The organism is Escherichia sp. MAL-1, from assembly GCF_052948035.1.
Genome location: NZ_CM129609.1, coordinates 198,448 through 217,643 on the forward strand (window position 1 = coordinate 198,448; position 19,196 = coordinate 217,643).

Here is a 19,196-nt window from a genome sequence, read left to right on the forward strand (position 1 = left end):
CATAATTGACCCCTGTGCCTGAACTTACCACCTGGGTGAGTTCAGGTTTATTTCACTTCTTCCGTGACATTTTCATGTTCTTGCGGTCTAACACGAAGTGTTTTTAACGTCATTTAGACTGACCGACAACGGGCAGTTTTTTTATTACCAGGATAGTTGATCAGGGGTTCACATGCAGGGCACAAAAATTCGACTTTTAGCGGGCGGTTTGCTGATGATGGCCACTGCTGGCTATGTGCAGGCAGATGCGCTCCAGCCTGATCCAGCATGGCAACAGGGGACGCTTTCCAACGGTTTACAGTGGCAAGTGCTGACCACCCCCCAGCGTCCCAGCGATCGTGTTGAAATTCGCCTGCTGGTTAATACCGGTTCGCTCGCCGAAAGTACACAACAGAGCGGTTACAGTCACGCCATCCCTCGTATTGCGCTAACGCAAAGCGGTGGCCTTGACGCAGCACAGGCGCGTTCATTGTGGCAGCAGGGGATCGACCCTAAACGCCCGATGCCGCCGGTAATTGTCTCTTATGACACCACGCTGTTTAATCTGAGTTTGCCCAATAACCGTAACGATTTGCTGAAAGAAGCGCTCTCTTATCTGGCAAATGCCACTGGCAAATTGACCATCACACCAGAAACCATCAACCACGCGCTGCAAAGTCAGGACATGGTGGCAACCTGGCCTGCCGATACTAAAGAGGGCTGGTGGCGCTATCGTCTGAAAGGGTCAACCTTGTTAGGTCACGATCCTGCCGATCCGCTGAAACAACCCGTTGAAGCGGAAAAAATTAAAGATTTCTATCAGAAATGGTACACCCCGGATGCAATGACGCTACTGGTGGTGGGAAACGTGGATGCGCGCTCGGTTGTCGACCAAATAAACAAAACGTTTGGCGAACTGAAAGGCAAACGTGAAACGCCAGCTCCGGTGCCGACGCTTTCTCCGCTGCGTGCGGAAGCGGTGAGTATTATGACTGACGCGGTGCGTCAGGACCGGTTATCTATCATGTGGGATACGCCGTGGCAGCCGATTCGTGAATCAGCCGCACTGCTGCGCTACTGGCGTGCGGACCTGGCCCGCGAGGCGCTGTTCTGGCATGTTCAGCAAGCGTTAAGTGCCAGTAACAGCAAAGACATCGGTCTTGGATTTGACTGCCGTGTGCTGTATCTGCGTGCGCAGTGTGCCATCAACATCGAATCACCAAACGACAAGCTGAACAGCAACCTTAATCTGGTGGCGCGTGAACTGGCGAAGGTTCGCGATAAAGGTCTGCCGGAAGAAGAGTTCAATGCGTTAGTGGCGCAAAAGAAACTGGAGCTGCAGAAACTGTTTGCCGCCTATGCACGAGCTGATACCGATATTCTGATGGGTCAGCGGATGCGTTCGTTGCAAAATCAGGTTGTCGATATCGCGCCGGAGCAATATCAGAAACTGCGGCAGGATTTCCTTAATAGCCTGACGGTAGAGATGTTAAATCAGGATCTGCGTCAACAGTTGTCGAATGATATGGCGTTAATACTGCTGCAGCCGAAAGGCGAGCCGGAATTTAACATGAAAGCGTTGCAGGCGGTCTGGGATCAAATCATGGCCCCATCTACCGCCGCTGCGACCACCTCTGTCGCCACGGATGACGTACATCCTGAAGTGACGGATATTCCACCTGCACAGTAATGCCTGATGGTGATGAGTTAGCACAACCATCAGGTATTTATGGATGAGCTGGATAGAGGGGTAACACTTTATCCAGCCTTTTGCATATGCTGCGTTTACGCTGGCATCGCCTCACGCGGGATAATCGCGCCGCGATACTGAATAACGGTACTTGCGGTCAGGTGCCCACGTTTCGCCGCGTCTTCCGCGCTGCCGCCTGTCAGACGTACCGCCAGATAACCGGCACTGAAAGAGTCGCCAGCTGCGGTGGTATCGATCACTTTTTCTTTCGGCAGTTTCACCGCCGGAACATCCACTAACCCTTCGCCAGCAATGGACACCAGGCAAGAATCCGCCCCGCGTTTCACCACCACTTCTTTCACGCCCGCGTTATGGGTGCGCGCAATGACGTCTTCCACCGGCTGTTGACCCCACAGCGCGTCTTCGTCGTCCAGCGTCAGGAAGGCGATATCCGTGCATTCCAGCATTTGTTGGTACACCTGCTGTGTCTCTTCTTTGCTGGCCCACAGGCGCGGACGATAGTTATTGTCGAAAATCACTTTTCCGCCGTTGGCGCGGCATTCGCGCAGCAGGGAAAGCAGCTTTTCGCGGCTGGTCGGGCTTAAGATCGCCAGGCTAATCCCGCTCAGGTAGAGATAATCGAAATTCGCCAGCTCTTCGCAAATCGCCGCAGACTGCTCACTCTCCAGCCAGAATTTGGCGGCGGCTTCGTTCCGCCAGTAGTAGAACGTACGCTCGCCGGTGCTGTCGGTTTCAATGTAGTAAAGGCCCGGCAGACGGTTTTCCATCCGTTGGGTCAGGGAAGTATCAACGTTCTCGCCGTGCCAGGCGTCCAGCATCTGCTGGCTAAAACTGTCCGTTCCCAGCGCCGTTACGTAATGAACGGTTAATGCCGCAGGATCGACCTGACGGGCGATATAGACGGAAGTGTTCAGGGTATCGCCGCCGAAACCGCGCTTAACGTCCGCGCCTTTCTCGGAAAGCTCAATCATGCATTCGCCAATCACGGCAATCTTTTTGGACATAGTCGTGAACCTGATCTGTAAAAAATTAGCGTTAGTTTGCGCTGTGGTGGTTTGCTGGTCAACCATATTAAAACAGTGTTCCATTATTTTTTTGAGCCAGAACGTATTCCTGAAAGATTCCGTTGTGGAGTGAGGAAATTTACCCCGGCCAGGCGGTAAAGTTCTGCCCTTACGCGCCGATAATCTTTGTCGAGTCCGGGCAGCATCACTTTTAAACACAGGACATCTTTGATGATAAGGCAGGTTATCCAGCGAATAAGCAACCCTGAAGCAAGCATCGAGAGCTTGCAGGAACGGCGTTTTTGGTTGCAGTGTGAGCGTGCTTACACCTGGCAGCCGATCTATCAAACATGCGGGCGGTTAATGGCCGTGGAGCTATTAACGGTGGTCACGCATCCCTTGAACCCTTCGCAACGCCTGCCGCCGGATCGCTATTTTACTGAAATCACCGTCAGCCATCGGATGGAGGTTGTGAAAGAGCAGATTGATTTGCTGGCGCAAAAAGCCGACTTCTTTATAGAGCACGGCCTGCTGGCATCGGTCAATATTGATGGCCCTACGCTCATCGCCCTGCGTCAGCAACCAAAAATCCTGCGCCAGATTGAGCGTCTTCCCTGGCTGCGTTTCGAACTGGTGGAGCATATCCGTCTGCCGAAAGATTCAACCTTTGCCTCGATGTGTGAATTTGGCCCGCTGTGGCTGGATGATTTTGGTACCGGGATGGCAAATTTCTCTGCGCTAAGTGAAGTGCGTTATGACTACATCAAAATCGCGCGAGAACTGTTTGTGATGCTGCGTCAGTCGCCGGAAGGACGCACACTCTTTTCTCAGCTTTTACATCTAATGAATCGCTATTGTCGCGGGGTGATTGTCGAGGGCGTAGAAACGCCGGAAGAGTGGCGTGATGTTCAGAACTCGCCCGCATTCGCCGCACAAGGCTGGTTTCTTTCACGCCCGGCACCGATAGAAACGCTGAATACGGCGGTTCTGGCGCTATAAGCTGCCTCATTTTCCGCCTGGCTGGACTATCTTTAGGACTGGCACAGGAAGAATATGAGGAAGCGAACGATGAGCAAGGCAGGCAAAATAACCGCTGCGATTTCAGGGGCTTTCTTGTTGTTGATTGTCGTGGCGATCATTTTGATTGCAACTTTTGACTGGAATCGACTCAAACCGACTATCAACCAGAAAGTCTCTGCGGAGTTGAATCGTCCGTTCGCTATCCGTGGCGATCTGGGCGTGGTGTGGGAGCGGCAAAAACAAGAAACTGGCTGGCGCAGCTGGGTGCCGTGGCCCCATGTACACGCGGAAGACATCATTCTTGGCAATCCACCGGATATTCCCGAAGTCACGATGGTGCATTTGCCACGCGTAGAGGCAACGCTGGCCCCGCTGGCGCTGCTGACCAAAACGGTCTGGCTGCCGTGGATCAAGCTCGAAAAGCCCGACGCGCGCCTGATTCGCCTCTCTGAAAAGAACAATAACTGGACGTTTAATCTTGCCAACGATGATAACAAAGACGCGAATGCAAAGCCGTCGGCATGGTCGTTTCGGCTGGATAATATTCTTTTCGATCAAGGGCGGATCGCCATTGATGACAAAGTAAGCAAAGCGGATCTGGAGATTTTTGTTGATCCCTTAGGCAAGCCGCTGCCGTTCAGCGAAGTTACTGGATCGAAAGGTAAAGCGGATAAAGAAAAGGTGGGCGATTACGTTTTTGGCCTGAAGGCGCAGGGACGATATAACGGTGAACCGCTCACGGGTACGGGAAAAATAGGCGGTATGCTGGCGCTGCGTGGCGAAGGGACGCCGTTTCCGGTACAGGCTGATTTCCGCTCTGGTAACACCCGTGTTGCTTTTGATGGCGTCGTGAATGACCCAATGAAGATGGGCGGTGTCGATTTACGGCTTAAATTTTCTGGCGATTCACTGGGTGATCTCTATGAACTGACGGGCGTTCTGCTGCCCGATACCCCGCCGTTTGAAACGGATGGTCGGCTGGTAGCGAAAATCGACACTGAAAAATCGTCGGTCTTTGATTATCGCGGTTTTAATGGGCGAATTGGTGATAGCGATATCCACGGTTCTCTGGTCTACACCACCGGAAAGCCACGACCAAAACTGGAAGGTGATGTCGAGTCGCGGCAATTGCGGCTGGCGGACCTGGGACCGTTGATTGGCGTTGATTCCGGGAAAGGGGCAGAAAAGTCGAAACGGTCTGAACAGAAGAAGGGCGAAAAAAGCGTTCAGCCTGCGGGCAAAGTGCTGCCTTATGACCGCTTCGAAACCGATAAATGGGACGTTATGGATGCCGATGTTCGCTTCAAAGGGCGGCGCATTGAGCATGGCAGTAGCCTGCCGATTAGCGATCTTTCTACTCATATCATCCTCAAAAATGCTGACCTGCGCCTGCAACCGCTGAAATTTGGCATGGCGGGCGGCAGCATTGCGGCGAATATTCATCTGGAAGGCGATAAAAAGCCGATGCAGGGGCGGGCAGATATTCAGGCTCGTCGACTGAAACTGAAAGAACTGATGCCCGATGTGGAACTGATGCAGAAGACGCTGGGGGAAATGAACGGTGACGCGGAACTACGCGGTAGCGGTAACTCGGTGGCGGCACTTTTAGGCAACAGTAACGGCAACCTGAAACTGTTGATGAATGACGGGCTGGTGAGCCGCAACCTGATGGAGATTGTTGGGCTGAATGTCGGCAACTACATTGTCGGTGCGATATTTGGTGATGATGAGGTGCGGGTGAACTGCGCGGCGGCGAATCTGAATATTGCCAACGGCGTGGCGCGCCCGCAGATTTTTGCTTTCGATACTGAGAACGCGTTGATTAATGTTACCGGCACGGCAAGTTTTGCTTCGGAACAGCTGGATTTGACTATTGATCCGGAGAGTAAAGGAATTCGGATTATCACACTGCGTTCGCCGCTGTATGTGCGGGGGACGTTTAAAAATCCGCAGGCTGGGGTGAAAGCCGGACCGCTGATTGCCCGTGGTGCTGTTGCTGCGGCACTGGCAACGCTGGTAACACCGGCGGCGGCGTTACTGGCACTGATCTCACCTTCCGAAGGGGAGGCTAATCAGTGTCGGACGATTTTGTCGCAGATGAAGAAGTGATGATAATTGCCGGATGTCTGACATCCGGCAATTAAACAGATTTAGATTGTTGGCAAAGTGTGCTTTGTTCATGCCGGATGCGGCGTGAACGCCTTATCCGGCCTACAAATCCTTGCGAATTCAATATATTGTATGGAAATTCAGGCCTGATAAGCGTAGCGCATCAGGCTTTTCACTCTTATTACAACGACTGATGTCGCGTCTCATGGGTCAGCAGCAGGGCGATTAACGTCAAGCCAGCCATCGCCGCCAGATATAACCCCACCGCACCTAGCCCGTAGTTAGTCTGCAACCAGGCTGCGATATATGGCGCAACGGAAGCCCCGAGAATCGACGCTACGTTGTAAGAGAACGATGCTCCGGTGTAACGCACTTCTGTCGGAAACAGCTCTGGTAACAGCGCACCCATTGGCCCGAAGGTCAGACCCATCAGACTTAACCCCAGCAGCAGGAAGGCAAAAACCAGAATCGGGTTGCCAGAACCGAGCAGTGGGTTAAAGGCGAACAGCGCGAACAGGATGATCAGCGTGGTGATGATTACCATGCTTTTACGGCGACCAAAGGCATCAGCCAGTAATCCAGCGACTGGCACCATCACGCCAAAACCAATAACTGCCATCATCAACATCCACAACACTTCGTTACGCGGCAGGCCAAGCCCAACTGGCGCGGCGGCGGTACTAAAGGTCATAGAGTAGACCGTCATGATGTAAAACAGCGTATAGGTTGCCAGCATAATGAACGTACCCAGTACGGTTACGCGAACATGTTTGGTCAGCAGCGTACCCAGCGGGATCTTCACCTGTTTTTTCGCTTTAGCGACTTTCTCAAACACCGGCGACTCATGCAGCGACACGCGAACATACAGGCCGATAATGACCAGCACCGCCGAGAAGATAAATGGCACACGCCAGCCCCAGCTCATAAACTGCTCGTCGGTCAGTAGCCAGGAAAGCAGCAAGAAAGTGCCATTGGCAAAGAAGAAGCCAATCGGTGCGCCCAGCTGCGGAAAGGAGCCATACAGTGCACGTTTGCGCGGTGGGGCGTTTTCAGTCGCCAGCAGCGCCGCGCCGCCCCATTCACCGCCTAAGCCCAGACCCTGACCAAATCGAGCCAGCGCCAGCAGCAGCGGGGCGAAAATACCAATCGTGGCATAGCCCGGCAGCAGACCAATCACCACGGTCGAAATCCCCATCGTTAGCAACGAGGCGACCAGCGTCGCTTTACGCCCAACGCGATCGCCAAAATGACCAAAAACGGCAGAGCCAATGGGGCGCGCGACGAAGGCGATGGCGAAGGTGGCGAGCGACTGTAGCGTTGCTGCCGTAGGATCGCCCTGCGGGAAGAAGATATGCGGAAACACAATAACGGCCGCAGTGGCGTAAATGTAAAAGTCGAAGAACTCAATGGCTGTGCCAATGAGAGAGGCGACAAGGACTTTATTACGCGAGTTGATCGGCGTGTATTCTTGCTCGTGGTCGAGTGTTGTGGCTGTTGCTTGCATAATCTTTTCTTATTTTTTGGCTAACGAATAGCCATATTACGCACAGCAAAAGTGATATTTCAATGTGTAACAAATCGCGGAAATGGTCAAAAATCAGGCAAAAAGGGGATAATGTTTAGGCCAGTGATTTTTCTTCTATGAAATGCTTCACATAATTTTATAAATAGTGGATAAAACTGGTTTCAGGTTAAATAAAAGTTACCAACTGGATTTATATGCTGGGGTTATGAGTTGGAATGAAATTGTTTGCTCCCAAATAGATGGCTGAAGAGGCTCTGGGGACGAGTTTCAAGAGGTTATGTGCGCATTATAGCCGGATGCGATGCTGGCGCATCTTATCCGGCCTACGGGGAGCCAGGCCGAATAAAATCGTATGCCGGATAAGGCGTTTACGCCGCATCCGGCCTATTTTAAGGCTGCGTTTTCCCCGGCATTCGCGGGTCGTCTTTATATTCGGCGGTGGCAATCCACGCCGCGCAAAACAGCGTCAAACGGGCGAAGAAGTAGAAAAATGCCATCAGCCCCAGCACGGAACCAAATGCTGCGCCAGAGGGGGATTTCATCAACGATGGCAGGGTGTAGGTCATCACGATTTTAATCACTTCAAAACCAATAGCAGCCAGAAATGTTCCGCGAATCAGGGCTTTTTTGCGCGGACGGTGGCGCGGCAACCGCCAGAAGATCCAGAAGAAAAGCAGATAGTTGGCGAAGATGGAAATCGCCAGGCCAATCAATCGCCACGTCGGTTTCAGCCACTCAATGCTGTTCAGGTGCAGGGCGCTAATAATCATTTGCTGCGCCGAACCGGCAACCGAGGTGATCGAAAGCGTCACAATCAGCGCAATCAACAAACCAATCAGCGAAATAAAATCTCGCAGATATTTTACCCAGAACTTCTCCTGATCTTGCGGCGAGCGTTCCCAGACATCGCGCGACTGGGCACGAATCGCTTCACGCAGGTTACCCATCCAGTTGATGCCGGAATAAAGTGCCACCGCCAGGCCGACAAGCCCTACAGTTGTACGCTGCTGAACGGCGGTGTTGATGGTGTTTTTCAACGTGGCGGCTAGCGTCGGATCGCTGATGTTTTGCAGAATTTTGTCGAAGATATCCTGTAGCAACATCGGATGGGAGGCCAGCACAAAGCCCCCTGCGGCAAACGACACCATCAAAATTGGTATCATCGACAAAAATGAGAAATAGGTGATAGCCGCACCAAACTGGTTACCCAGCCGATCGTTAAAGCGTTCTGTCGCGCGAATCAGGTGCGCAATAACCGGTTGGCGTTGGACTTTTTCGGCAGTGGTGGTGACGGTTTCCAGCGCCTGGCTAACTTTGCTGCCTTTCTCGCTATTATCCAACGGCTTAATCGGCTCGTGCTCCAGATCCTGGATGGGACGTTTGATCTCGTTTTCCTGCGTCATCCGCTCTTTTGTCCTTCTGTCGTGGTCATTCTTAAAAAGTATAGTCGGTCAGTCCAGGTACTCTTTCATTACGCCAGCCAGCCACTGCATAAACAGGTTTACACGCCGGGAAAGCTCCCGACGCTGCGGATAAACCAGCGAAAGGGAGAGCGGCTCGGCACGGTAGCCAGGTAATACTTCAATAAGCCGCCCGGCACGCAGGGCTTCGCGCACGGCAATGCGCGGGATCTGAATAATCCCCAGACCGGCAAGACCGGCGGCGAGATAGTTTTCGCTACTGTTTACCGTCAACATGCCGCCAGACTTAAACCACTGGACGCCATTAACGCTGGCAACCTCAAAACCTAACGGATGTACACCCAGATGCGGTGTATAACGCACTATTGCGTGTGAAGTCAGATCATCGGGGCTTTGCGGATAACCAAAGCGCGTCAGATAGTGCGGACTGGCACAGTTGACCATGGTCAGTTTGCCGAGGGGACGGGCGATAACGCCATCTTCCGGTAACGCGCCAGTGCGTATCACGCAATCAAAACCATCATGAAGAATATCTACCGGACGGTTATGGCTACTCAGTTCCAGCTCAATTCCCGGATGCTGATAGAGAAATTCCGACAGACGCGGCAGTAACAGGTTTTTCGCGATTCCTGACGGGATGTCGATGCGTAATTTACCGCTGATACTGGTGGCATCCTGTTGAAACAGACCGTCCAGTTCGCTGAGATTACTCAACACATCTTTTGCCCGTTGATAATAGGTCATGCCTTCTGGCGTGAGTTTGACCCGTCGCGTAGTACGCTGGAGAAGCTGGGTGCCAAGTTGATGTTCCAGTGCCTGTATCTGGCGCGAAACACTTCCCTTTGGCAAAGCAAAGAAATCCGCCGCGCGGGAAAAACTTTCCAGCTCCGCGACTTTGATGAACAACTGCATTGCGTGAATTTTATCCATTTCTTTGACCGATTGTTGTTCACAGCGAAACAGTAACGCGCATATCGCATTGTTTATTGTTTTTTCTAACATCTAATGCCGGGTTTCACAATGTTGTCATGACGAATGTGGCGATTTCTCAGCAGGAAAAGGGCGGAATAGCTTTCTGAGAAAGGTGAATCCCCTTAAACAGAGCGTATTTTTCAGTGATTCCCTTTAAAGTGAATAGAGGACGTATTGGCTATTTGTGCTTATTTTTGTCTCATTGCCATTTGTTATTTTGGCTTGTAGTCGCGGAGTTTCATTTTTAATTGCATGCGTACTAACCACCAATATAAGGAAATCCTCAAAATTGTTTTAAATAGTGCCCTCGACATGTAATTTCAGGCGTTTAGCTGTAACTATTTATATCGGTAACTATTTTCTACGCGTCATCTCTGTAGAATGGCCACCGCCAAATGGCGAATTCTTATTTTTTCTCGCGGGTAATACCCTTCCACTACTTAAGTCTTTTTAACGTATTCAGGTGGAGATTCAGTTATGCAAATAGTCATGTTTGACAGGCAGTCAATATTTATTCATGGAATGAAAATCAGTTTACAGCAGCGTATTCCAGGAGTGAGTATTCAGGGGGCCAGTCAGGCAGACGAGTTATGGCAAAAGCTGGAAAGTTACCCTGAAGCCTTAGTTATGCTCGATGGCGATCAGGATGGTGAGTTTTGCTACTGGTTGCTGCAAAAAACCGTGGTGCAGTTTCCTGAGGTTAAGGTGTTAATCACGGCGACGGATTGCAATAAACGGTGGTTACAGGAAGTTATCCATTTTAATGTGCTGGCCATTGTGCCTCGTGATTCAACCGTCGAGACATTTGCGTTGGCGGTAAATAGTGCGGCGATGGGGATGATGTTTCTGCCTGGAGACTGGCGGACGACGCCGGAAAAGGACATTAAAGATCTCAAATCGTTAAGCGCCCGCCAGCGGGAGATTTTAACCATGTTAGCGGCGGGCGAATCAAATAAGGAGATCGGCAGAGCGCTGAATATCAGTACCGGAACGGTAAAAGCGCATCTGGAATCCCTGTATCGCCGTCTGGAAGTGAAAAATCGCACCCAGGCGGCAATGATGTTAAATATCTCCTCCTGAAGAGGATAATTTTACAGCCAGCAGGAAGTTAGCGGCTGGCTGTAAAAATATTATGGTTCGCCGTACAAACCAATTAAACGGCGTACCACACCGTTAGTCCAGCCAAACCCATCCTGCAACGGATACTCGCCACCGCCGCCTTCGCGGGGAACACCATCGGCAATATGGTATTTCTCGATCATTTTGTGCTGTTCCAGATAGAACTGATTCACCGTTTTCAGCCAGCTGCGCGCGATTTCATCACCCAGAAGGTCATCGCCATACATTTTAAATCCCTGAATTGCCATCCATTGTAACGGTGCCCAGCCATTGGGTTTATCCCACTGTTCACCGGTTTCGTACTCGCTTGCCAGAATCCCGCCAGGTGTCAGTAACCGGCTGCGTACGGCGTTTGCCAGACGATCGGCCTGTTCATGGTTCGCCATGCCGACATAGAGCGGCACAATGGCGGCAGCGGAAAACAGCGCCAGTTGTTCGCGTCGCCAGTCGTAATCGCGGTAGATGCCGTTTTCATCATCCCAGAGGTAACGGTTTACCGCATCGCGACGGGCACTGGCCTTCTGGCGGAACAGCGCTTCTGTCTCTTTCTCGCCTTTCAGCGCCGAGATGTTGGCGATGGCGCTCTCCAGTTTAAACAGGAAGGCATTCAGATCGATGGGGATGAACTGGGTGGTACGAATGCTCGCCAGACGACCAGTATCACGCAGCCAACGGGAAGAGTAATCCCAACCTGAGGCCGCTCCCGCGCGTAAATCGCGGTACACCTCGTTGGGCGGGCGACCAGAATGTTTCGCGGTTTCAACGTCCTCAAGCCAGGATTCGTCACGCGGCGTGTCGCGATCGTCCCAATAACGGTTGAGCAGCGATCCGTCCGGCATCCGCACAACATGGCGATAGGCCTGATTAGGGATCAACGATTCTGCACCGTCCATCCAGAAGGCATATTCCATTTTAAGGTGGTCGAGATAGCGGCGCGCACCGCGTACACCATCTTCTTCAAACAACTCCACCATCAGCGCAAAAACCGGTGGTTGCGATCGGCTCAAATAATAGGTGCGGTTGCCGTTGGGGATGTGACCATAGTTTTCGATCATCCAGGCGAAGTTATCGGCCATGCATTTCAGCAAATCTTCCCGACCACTTTCCGCCAGCCCCAGCATGGTGAAATAGGAGTCCCAATAGTAGGTTTCGCTAAAACGGCCGCCCGGGACAATATATGACTGCGGCAGCGCCAGTAGAGAAGACCACGGAATGTGATCCTGTGGTTCGCGGGTTAGCACCGGCCACAGCTGGTCGATATGCTCTTTCAGGGAATTTTGCGGGTCCGATACATACTCGCTGGAGTAGACCTCCGGCAGCCAGAAGTGATTTTCAACAAACTTGCGCAAGTCAAAATCACGATGACGGCGCACTTTACGGTAGCGGATTAAAATATCCAGCGGGTCCATTTTGGGTGCGCAGTCGGGAAAGGTTTTACTGTCGGGGAAAATTTTCGCCGACTGAACATGCTCGAACAGTTCGAGATAGCGATCGGCAGGCGTCAGCGCATCAGAGGCGGGCAGCCCTTCAATCATCTCGGGTTCCGGTTCTGCCTCGATCATCTCATCCAGTTTTAATTCATACGGGTCCAGCTCATAGCAGAGATCGACTTCGATCATCAGTTCGTCTGGATTAGGGTTTTGAATTTTCTGATTGAGCATAAGGATCCAACCTCCGAAATTCGTCGCTAATTATCGGGCTTTTCTTTAAGGGTAGTCATTCGCTCCGCCTGGTGGGCGACAAAGCGTGCGGTGGATCACGTTTATTAACCTGTCAAAAAATATAACGCACTAATATCCATGGAATTTATAAAAATACGGATTTCGTGTTGTTTTTCATTTTCAGAACATTCAATCCTGCTCTCGCCGCAATCATGATATGCCATTCCTGATCTGGGTAATAGGCACAGGCTATCTTATTGATAGTTTATATTCATGTAATTGATTGATTCCTATCAAAAAGCGTATCTCACTGTTTTTTATGATGGCTTTGTCTCGCAGAGACGTTTGCAGCATTCTGGAAAATTTTCTGGGTCACAATAACTCACCACCGTGAGGGAAGAATAATGAAAATGGTCTCACGTATTACCGCGATCGGCCTGGCTGGCGTCGCGATTTGCTATTTAGGGTTATCTGGTTATGTGTGGTACCACGATAATAAACGCAGTAAACAGGCCGATGTTCAGGCATCTGCTGTCAGTGAAAATAATAAGGTTTTAGGCTTTCTCCGCGAAAAAGGATGCGACTATTGCCACACGCCTTCGGCAGAATTACCCGCCTATTATTATATTCCTGGCGCGAAACAGTTGATGGATTACGACATTAAGCTTGGATATAAATCTTTTAACCTCGAGGCCGTGCGTGCGGCACTGCTGGCTGATAAACCCGTTTCGCAAAGCGATCTGAATAAGATTGAATGGGTGATGCAGTATGAAACTATGCCACCAACGCGTTATACCGCGCTACACTGGGCGGGTAAGGTGAGTGATGAAGAGCGGGCGGAAATACTGGCCTGGATTGCAAAACAGCGCGCGGAATATTACGCCAGCAATGATACTGCTCCGGAGCATCGCAATGAACCGGTGCAGCCCATCCCGCAAAAACTGCCTACCGATGCGCAAAAAGTGGCGTTGGGCTTTGCGCTGTATCACGATCCCCGTTTATCGGCTGATAGCACCATTTCATGCGCTCATTGCCATGCGTTGAATGCGGGGGGCGTCGATGGCAGAAAAACATCGATTGGTGTTGGTGGCGCAGTTGGGCCGATTAACGCGCCGACGGTATTTAACTCAGTATTTAACGTTGAGCAGTTCTGGGATGGTCGTGCGGCAACATTGCAGGATCAGGCTGGTGGACCGCCGTTGAACCCGATTGAAATGGCGTCGAAATCCTGGGACGAAATTATTGCTAAGCTGGAAAAAGATCCGCAGCTTAAAGCGCAGTTCCTCGGCGTCTATCCGCAAGGTTTCAGTGGCGAAAATATTACTGATGCCATTGCTGAATTTGAGAAAACATTAATTACGCCGGATTCCCCATTTGATAAATGGTTGCGTGGAGATGAAAATGCGCTGACGGCGCAACAGAAAAAAGGCTATCAATTATTTAAAGATAATAAATGTGCAACTTGTCATGGTGGTATTATTCTCGGTGGACGTTCCTTTGAACCGTTGGGGCTGAAAAAAGACTTTAACTTTGGGGAAATTACGGCGGCGGATATTGGTCGTATGAATGTGACTAAAGAAGAGCGTGATAAATTGCGTCAGAAAGTACCCGGTTTACGTAACGTTGCTTTAACGGCACCGTACTTCCATCGCGGTGACGTGCCGACGCTGGACGGGGCGGTGAAACTGATGCTGCGCTATCAGGTAGGCAAAGAGCTGCCGCAGGAGGATGTGGATGATATCGTAGCTTTCCTGCACAGTCTGAACGGGGTGTACACGCCGTATATGCAGGATAAACAATAATTAATTTGATCGCCCGAACAGGAATGTTTGGGCGATTTTTATTACGATAATAAAGTCTGTTTTTAATATTATCATGTTAAATGTTTATATTATAAAAAGTCGTTTTTCTGCTTAGGATTTTGTTATTTAAATTAAGCCTGTAATGCCTTGCTTCCATTGCGGATAAATCCTACTTTTTTATTGCCTTCAAATAAATTTAAGGAGTTCGAAATGGACCAGAAGCTGTTAACGGATTTCCGCTCAGAACTACTCGATTCACGTTTTGGCGCAAAGGCCATTTCTACTATCGCGGAGTCAAAACGATTTCCGCTGCACGAAATGCGCGATGATGTCGCATTCCAGATTATCAATGATGAATTATATCTTGATGGCAACGCTCGTCAGAACCTGGCCACTTTCTGCCAGACCTGGGACGACGAAAACGTCCATAAATTGATGGATTTGTCGATCAATAAAAACTGGATCGACAAAGAAGAATATCCGCAATCCGCAGCCATCGACCTGCGTTGCGTAAATATGGTTGCCGATCTGTGGCATGCGCCTGCGCCGAAAAATGGTCAGGCCGTTGGCACCAACACCATTGGTTCTTCCGAGGCCTGTATGCTCGGCGGGATGGCGATGAAATGGCGTTGGCGCAAGCGTATGGAAGCTGCAGGCAAACCAACGGATAAACCAAACCTGGTGTGCGGTCCGGTACAAATCTGCTGGCATAAATTCGCCCGCTACTGGGATGTGGAGCTGCGTGAGATCCCTATGCGCCCCGGTCAGTTGTTTATGGACCCGAAACGCATGATTGAAGCCTGTGACGAAAACACCATCGGCGTGGTGCCGACTTTCGGCGTGACCTACACCGGTAACTATGAGTTCCCACAACCGCTGCACGATGCGCTGGATAAATTCCAGGCCGACACCGGTATCGACATCGACATGCACATCGACGCTGCCAGCGGTGGCTTCCTGGCACCGTTCGTCGCCCCGGATATCGTCTGGGACTTCCGCCTGCCGCGTGTGAAATCGATCAGTGCTTCAGGCCATAAATTCGGTCTGGCTCCGCTGGGCTGCGGCTGGGTTATCTGGCGTGACGAAGAAGCGCTGCCGCAGGAACTGGTGTTCAACGTTGACTACCTGGGTGGTCAAATTGGTACTTTTGCCATCAACTTCTCCCGCCCGGCGGGTCAGGTAATTGCACAGTACTATGAATTCCTGCGCCTCGGTCGTGAAGGCTATACCAAAGTACAGAACGCCTCTTACCAGGTTGCCGCTTATCTGGCGGATGAAATCGCCAAACTGGGGCCGTATGAGTTCATCTGTACGGGTCGCCCGGACGAAGGCATCCCGGCGGTTTGCTTCAAACTGAAAGATGGTGAAGATCCGGGATACACCCTGTACGACCTCTCTGAACGTCTGCGTCTGCGCGGCTGGCAGGTTCCGGCCTTCACTCTCGGCGGTGAAGCCACCGACATCGTGGTGATGCGCATTATGTGTCGTCGCGGCTTCGAAATGGACTTTGCTGAACTGTTGCTGGAAGACTACAAAGCCTCCCTGAAATATCTCAGCGATCACCCGAAACTGCAGGGTATTGCCCAGCAGAACAGCTTTAAACACACCTGATAACATAACGTTGTAAAAACCGAATGCCCAGCCTTTAAAAAAACAGCTGGGCATTCGGTTGCTTATTAATCGCAATAATATATTGGCTGTCTATTCATCGTGTTGATAAGATATATGTTATATGAATGTTTATTAAATGTAGCGATTACCTTTAATGTCACGAAAAGGGATTATTTGCTTACTATTAATTTCCCTGCGTTCTTAAACACGTTTTTGTATTATAAATCCAGTCATCCTGCCCGTAGAACATCACACATTATCATCCTGTTCTCCCGCTTCGTTTAAATTTATTTATCAATCAATTTGACTTAAGAGGGCGGCGTGCTACATTAATAAACAGTAATATGTTTATGTAATATTAAGTCAACTATGCAATCACTACATGGGAATTGTCTAATTGCGTATGCAAGACATAAATATATTCTCACCATGGTTAATGGTGAATATCGCTATTTTAATGGCGGTGACCTGGTTTTTGCGGATGCAAGCCAAATTCGAGTAGATAAGTGTGTTGAAAATTTTGTATTCGTGTCAAGGGACACGCTTTCATTATTTCTCCCGATGCTCAAGGAGGAGGCATTAAATCTTCATGCACATAAAAAAGTTTCTTCATTACTCGTTCATCACTGTAGTAGAGATATTCCTGTTTTTCAGGAAGTTGCGCAACTATCGCAGAATAAGAATCTTCGCTATGCAGAAATGCTACGTAAAAGAGCATTAATCTTTGCGTTGTTATCTGTTTTTCTTGAGGATGAGCACTTTATACCGCTGCTTCTGAACGTTTTACAACCGAACATGCGAACACGAGTTTGTACGGTTATCAATAATAATATCGCCCATGAGTGGACACTAGCCCGAATCGCCAGCGAGCTGTTGATGAGTCCAAGTCTGTTAAAGAAAAAATTGCGCGAAGAAGAGACATCATATTCACAGTTGCTTACTGAGTGTAGAATGCAACGTGCTTTGCAACTTATTGTTATACATGGTTTTTCAATTAAGCGAGTTGCAGTATCCTGTGGATATCACAGCGTGTCGTATTTCATTTACGTCTTGGTGATGCTGCCAACTTACTGATTTAGTGTATGATGGTGTTTTTGAGGTGCTCCAGTGGCTTCTGTTTCTATCAGCTGTCCCTCCTGTTCAGCTACTGACGGGGTGGTGCGTAACGGCAAAAGCACCGCCGGACATCAGCGCTATCTCTGCTCTCACTGCCGTAAAACATGGCAACTGCAGTTCACTTACACCGCTTCTCAACCCGGTACGCACCAGAAAATCATTGATATGGCCATGAATGGCGTTGGATGCCGGGCAACAGCCCGCATTATGGGCGTTGGCCTCAACACGATTTTACGTCACTTAAAAAACTCAGGCCGCAGTCGGTAACCTCGCGCATACAGCCGGGCAGTGACGTCATCGTCTGCGCGGAAATGGACGAACAGTGGGGCTATGTCGGGGCTAAATCGCGCCAGCGCTGGCTGTTTTACGCGTATGACAGGCTCCGGAAGACGGTTGTTGCGCACGTATTCGGTGAACGCACTATGGCGACGCTGGGGCGTCTTATGAGCCTGCTGTCACCCTTTGACGTGGTGATATGGATGACGGATGGCTGGCCGCTGTATGAATCCCGCCTGAAGGGAAAGCTGCACGTAATCAGCAAGCGATATACGCAGCGAATTGAGCGGCATAACCTGAATCTGAGGCAGCACCTGGCACGGCTGGGACGGAAGTCGCTGTCGTTCTCAAAATCGGTGGAGCTGCATGACAAAGTCATCGGGCATTATCTGAACATAAAACACTATCAATAAGTTGGAGTCATTACCTACGTCTTTCGAAATTATTATGGGATGACGCCCACAGAGTATCAGGAGCGATCGGCGCAGGGATTGTCGAACCGTGACTCGGCGGCAAGTATTGTTGCGCAAGGGAATTTTTACGGCACTGACCGTTCTGCGGAAGGAATAAGATTATAGAGTTTTACTCAGACATAAAAAAAACCCGGCATAGGGGACCGGGAAGAGGATAGTCTGCCGTCTCCAGACTAATAAACCGTTATAACACTCCCTGTTGGCACGGGAAACTTTGTGCTCTCAGTAAGTTAAATATAACTTTTACTGGAAATAAGATCAGCCATTTTTTTATAAACATAAGCTATACGCTGTGCGAAAATATATTCGTGCTGCATTTACTTATTATCAATTAACTGTTATGCAAAACTACTTTGTGGATAAATTTTGGTCCTACCAAATCTGGCAGTTTTTGCGCTAAGAAACAGTCTGGCATCATTTCATTAGTATACTGAAATTGAAATAATCGCAGTATGAAATATAAGGGATAATCATGACTCATGTCTGCTCGGTGATCCTCATTCGTCGTTCATTCGATATTTATCATGAACAGCAAAAAATATCGCTGCATAACGAGAGTATTCTGCTGCTGGAGAAAAATTTGGCAGACGATTTTGCGTTTTGTTCACCGGATACGCGACGACTGGATATCGATGAGCTGACAGTTTGCCATTACTTACAAAATATTCGTCAGCTACCACGCAATTTAGGGTTACACAGCAAAGACCGTTTGTTAATTAACCAGTCACCCCCCATGCCGCTGGTGACGGCGATTTTTGATAGCTTCAATGAATCCGGGGTAAATTCACCGATACTGAGCAATATGCTCTACCTTTCCTGTTTATCGATGTTTTCTCATAAGAAAGAACTGATCCCCTTACTTTTCAATAGCATCAGCACTGTTTCAGGAAAAGTTGAACGCCTTATTAGCTTTGATATCGCCAAACGTTGGTATCTGCGCGATATCGCGGAAAGAATGTATACCAGCGAGAGTCTAATCAAAAAAAAGTTGCAGGATGAAAATACCTGTTTCAGTAAAATATTACTCGCCTCCAGGATGTCGATGGCCAGACGATTACTCGAGTTACGTCAAATTCCTCTGCATACTATTGCGGAAAAATGTGGCTATAGCAGTACATCGTACTTTATAAACACATTTCGACAATATTATGGTGTAACGCCACATCAGTTTGCGCAACATTCGCCAGGTACCTTTTCCTGACATATTTCGCATTTGAATATTGGTCAGGATCTCACACCTGCTTCATGTGAAACTCTTCCCTGATGATTTCTGCCGGGCTACCGGCTAGTTCTCTTTCGCAGTTTGCCAGGCGGTATCGGTATTTTCAGGAGGAAAAGACTCGGCATGTTTGGGATTATTAAGCTGACAATTCATACGATTACGGGAATGTGGGTCA

General features: G+C 49.8%; 13 protein-coding genes and 2 pseudogenes. 10 read left to right on the forward strand and 5 right to left on the reverse strand.

All coding sequences use genetic code 11. The annotated features are described in order from the left end of the window. Window positions 1–172: 172 nt before the first annotated feature. The gene (locus tag ACU8XX_RS00945; protein WP_001163141.1) at window positions 173–1,669 is read left to right on the forward strand and encodes a M16 family metallopeptidase; all 1,497 of its coding nucleotides are present in this window, start codon (window positions 173–175) and stop codon (window positions 1,667–1,669) included. Window positions 1,670–1,764: 95 nt separating this feature from the next. Here ACU8XX_RS00945 and kdgK read toward each other — a convergent pair whose 3' ends face one another. Further along, window positions 1,765–2,694: a 2-dehydro-3-deoxygluconokinase gene (kdgK, locus tag ACU8XX_RS00950; RefSeq protein ID WP_000037562.1), complete on the reverse strand. Its 930-nt coding sequence runs from the start codon at window positions 2,692–2,694 to the stop codon at window positions 1,765–1,767. Window positions 2,695–2,925: 231 nt separating this feature from the next. Here kdgK and pdeH point away from each other — a divergent pair, with 231 nt between their 5' ends. Both pdeH and ACU8XX_RS00960 read left to right on the forward strand, forming a co-directional pair. Next, complete coding sequence (gene pdeH, locus ACU8XX_RS00955; protein ID WP_001295219.1) at window positions 2,926–3,693, forward strand: cyclic-guanylate-specific phosphodiesterase; 768 nt, start codon at window positions 2,926–2,928, stop codon at window positions 3,691–3,693. Between the two features lie 69 nt (window positions 3,694–3,762). After that, window positions 3,763–5,823: an AsmA family protein gene (locus ACU8XX_RS00960; protein WP_001296794.1), complete on the forward strand. Its 2,061-nt coding sequence runs from the start codon at window positions 3,763–3,765 to the stop codon at window positions 5,821–5,823. Window positions 5,824–6,004: 181 nt separating this feature from the next. Here ACU8XX_RS00960 and ACU8XX_RS00965 read toward each other — a convergent pair whose 3' ends face one another. The 3 genes from ACU8XX_RS00965 to ACU8XX_RS00975 form a co-directional block, all read right to left on the reverse strand. Beyond that, window positions 6,005–7,327 (reverse strand): MFS transporter, encoded by a 1,323-nt coding sequence (locus tag ACU8XX_RS00965; RefSeq protein ID WP_001149003.1) that lies wholly within the window; start codon window positions 7,325–7,327, stop codon window positions 6,005–6,007. A 410-nt stretch (window positions 7,328–7,737) separates the two neighbouring features. After that, complete coding sequence (gene yhjD, locus ACU8XX_RS00970; protein ID WP_000191237.1) at window positions 7,738–8,751, reverse strand: inner membrane protein YhjD; 1,014 nt, start codon at window positions 8,749–8,751, stop codon at window positions 7,738–7,740. Window positions 8,752–8,799: 48 nt separating this feature from the next. Further along, a complete protein-coding gene (locus ACU8XX_RS00975; RefSeq protein WP_001338712.1) occupies window positions 8,800–9,699 on the reverse strand; it encodes a LysR family transcriptional regulator in 900 nt (299 codons plus the stop codon). A gap of 519 nt (window positions 9,700–10,218) precedes the next feature. Between ACU8XX_RS00975 and ACU8XX_RS00980 the strand changes: the two genes are divergently transcribed. Continuing rightward, entirely contained in the window at window positions 10,219–10,821 is a 603-nt protein-coding gene (locus tag ACU8XX_RS00980; protein ID WP_001167676.1) for a helix-turn-helix transcriptional regulator, read from the forward strand. A gap of 50 nt (window positions 10,822–10,871) precedes the next feature. Here ACU8XX_RS00980 and ACU8XX_RS00985 read toward each other — a convergent pair whose 3' ends face one another. Further along, window positions 10,872–12,521, reverse strand: a complete 1,650-nt coding sequence (locus ACU8XX_RS00985) for an alpha,alpha-trehalase (RefSeq protein WP_000934218.1) — start codon at window positions 12,519–12,521, stop codon at window positions 10,872–10,874. Between the two features lie 404 nt (window positions 12,522–12,925). Here ACU8XX_RS00985 and ccp point away from each other — a divergent pair, with 404 nt between their 5' ends. The 6 genes and pseudogenes from ccp (at window position 12,926) to gadW (ending at window position 19,000) form a co-directional block, all read left to right on the forward strand. Further along, a complete protein-coding gene (gene ccp, locus ACU8XX_RS00990; protein WP_000784825.1) occupies window positions 12,926–14,323 on the forward strand; it encodes a cytochrome c peroxidase in 1,398 nt (465 codons plus the stop codon). 210 nt (window positions 14,324–14,533) lie between these two features. Next, the gene (locus tag ACU8XX_RS00995) at window positions 14,534–15,934 is read left to right on the forward strand and encodes a glutamate decarboxylase (protein WP_000372240.1); all 1,401 of its coding nucleotides are present in this window, start codon (window positions 14,534–14,536) and stop codon (window positions 15,932–15,934) included. 369 nt (window positions 15,935–16,303) lie between these two features. Further along, window positions 16,304–16,984, forward strand: a pseudogene (gene gadX, locus ACU8XX_RS01000) (acid resistance transcriptional activator GadX); the annotation flags it as partial. A gap of 57 nt (window positions 16,985–17,041) precedes the next feature. Beyond that, window positions 17,042–17,739, forward strand: a protein-coding gene (locus ACU8XX_RS01005) for an IS1-like element IS1A family transposase (protein ID WP_103215986.1) whose coding sequence is annotated in 2 segments (ribosomal slippage) — window positions 17,042–17,291 and window positions 17,291–17,739 — 699 coding nt in all. Because the reading frame shifts where the segments join, the coding sequence is not laid out codon by codon here. After that, window positions 17,740–17,904: pseudogene (locus tag ACU8XX_RS01010) on the forward strand (AraC family transcriptional regulator); the annotation flags it as partial. A 367-nt stretch (window positions 17,905–18,271) separates the two neighbouring features. After that, on the forward strand, window positions 18,272–19,000 hold the full coding sequence (gene gadW / locus ACU8XX_RS01015) for an acid resistance transcriptional activator GadW (RefSeq protein WP_000149999.1): 729 nt from the start codon (window positions 18,272–18,274) through the stop codon (window positions 18,998–19,000). Window positions 19,001–19,196: the final 196 nt, after the last annotated feature.

Bases quoted from the DNA above. Each gene is read 5' to 3' on its own strand.
- ACU8XX_RS00945 (WP_001163141.1), top strand. From the start codon at position 173: ATGCAGGGCACAAAAATTCGACTTTTAGCGGGCGGTTTGCTGATGATG.
- kdgK (WP_000037562.1), bottom strand. From the start codon at position 2,694: ATGTCCAAAAAGATTGCCGTGATTGGCGAATGCATGATTGAGCTTTCC.
- pdeH (WP_001295219.1), top strand. From the start codon at position 2,926: ATGATAAGGCAGGTTATCCAGCGAATAAGCAACCCTGAAGCAAGCATC.
- ACU8XX_RS00960 (WP_001296794.1), top strand. From the start codon at position 3,763: ATGAGCAAGGCAGGCAAAATAACCGCTGCGATTTCAGGGGCTTTCTTG.
- ACU8XX_RS00965 (WP_001149003.1), bottom strand. From the start codon at position 7,327: ATGCAAGCAACAGCCACAACACTCGACCACGAGCAAGAATACACGCCG.
- yhjD (WP_000191237.1), bottom strand. From the start codon at position 8,751: ATGACGCAGGAAAACGAGATCAAACGTCCCATCCAGGATCTGGAGCAC.
- ACU8XX_RS00975 (WP_001338712.1), bottom strand. From the start codon at position 9,699: ATGGATAAAATTCACGCAATGCAGTTGTTCATCAAAGTCGCGGAGCTG.
- ACU8XX_RS00980 (WP_001167676.1), top strand. From the start codon at position 10,219: ATGCAAATAGTCATGTTTGACAGGCAGTCAATATTTATTCATGGAATG.
- ACU8XX_RS00985 (WP_000934218.1), bottom strand. From the start codon at position 12,521: ATGCTCAATCAGAAAATTCAAAACCCTAATCCAGACGAACTGATGATC.
- ccp (WP_000784825.1), top strand. From the start codon at position 12,926: ATGAAAATGGTCTCACGTATTACCGCGATCGGCCTGGCTGGCGTCGCG.
- ACU8XX_RS00995 (WP_000372240.1), top strand. From the start codon at position 14,534: ATGGACCAGAAGCTGTTAACGGATTTCCGCTCAGAACTACTCGATTCA.
- gadW (WP_000149999.1), top strand. From the start codon at position 18,272: ATGACTCATGTCTGCTCGGTGATCCTCATTCGTCGTTCATTCGATATT.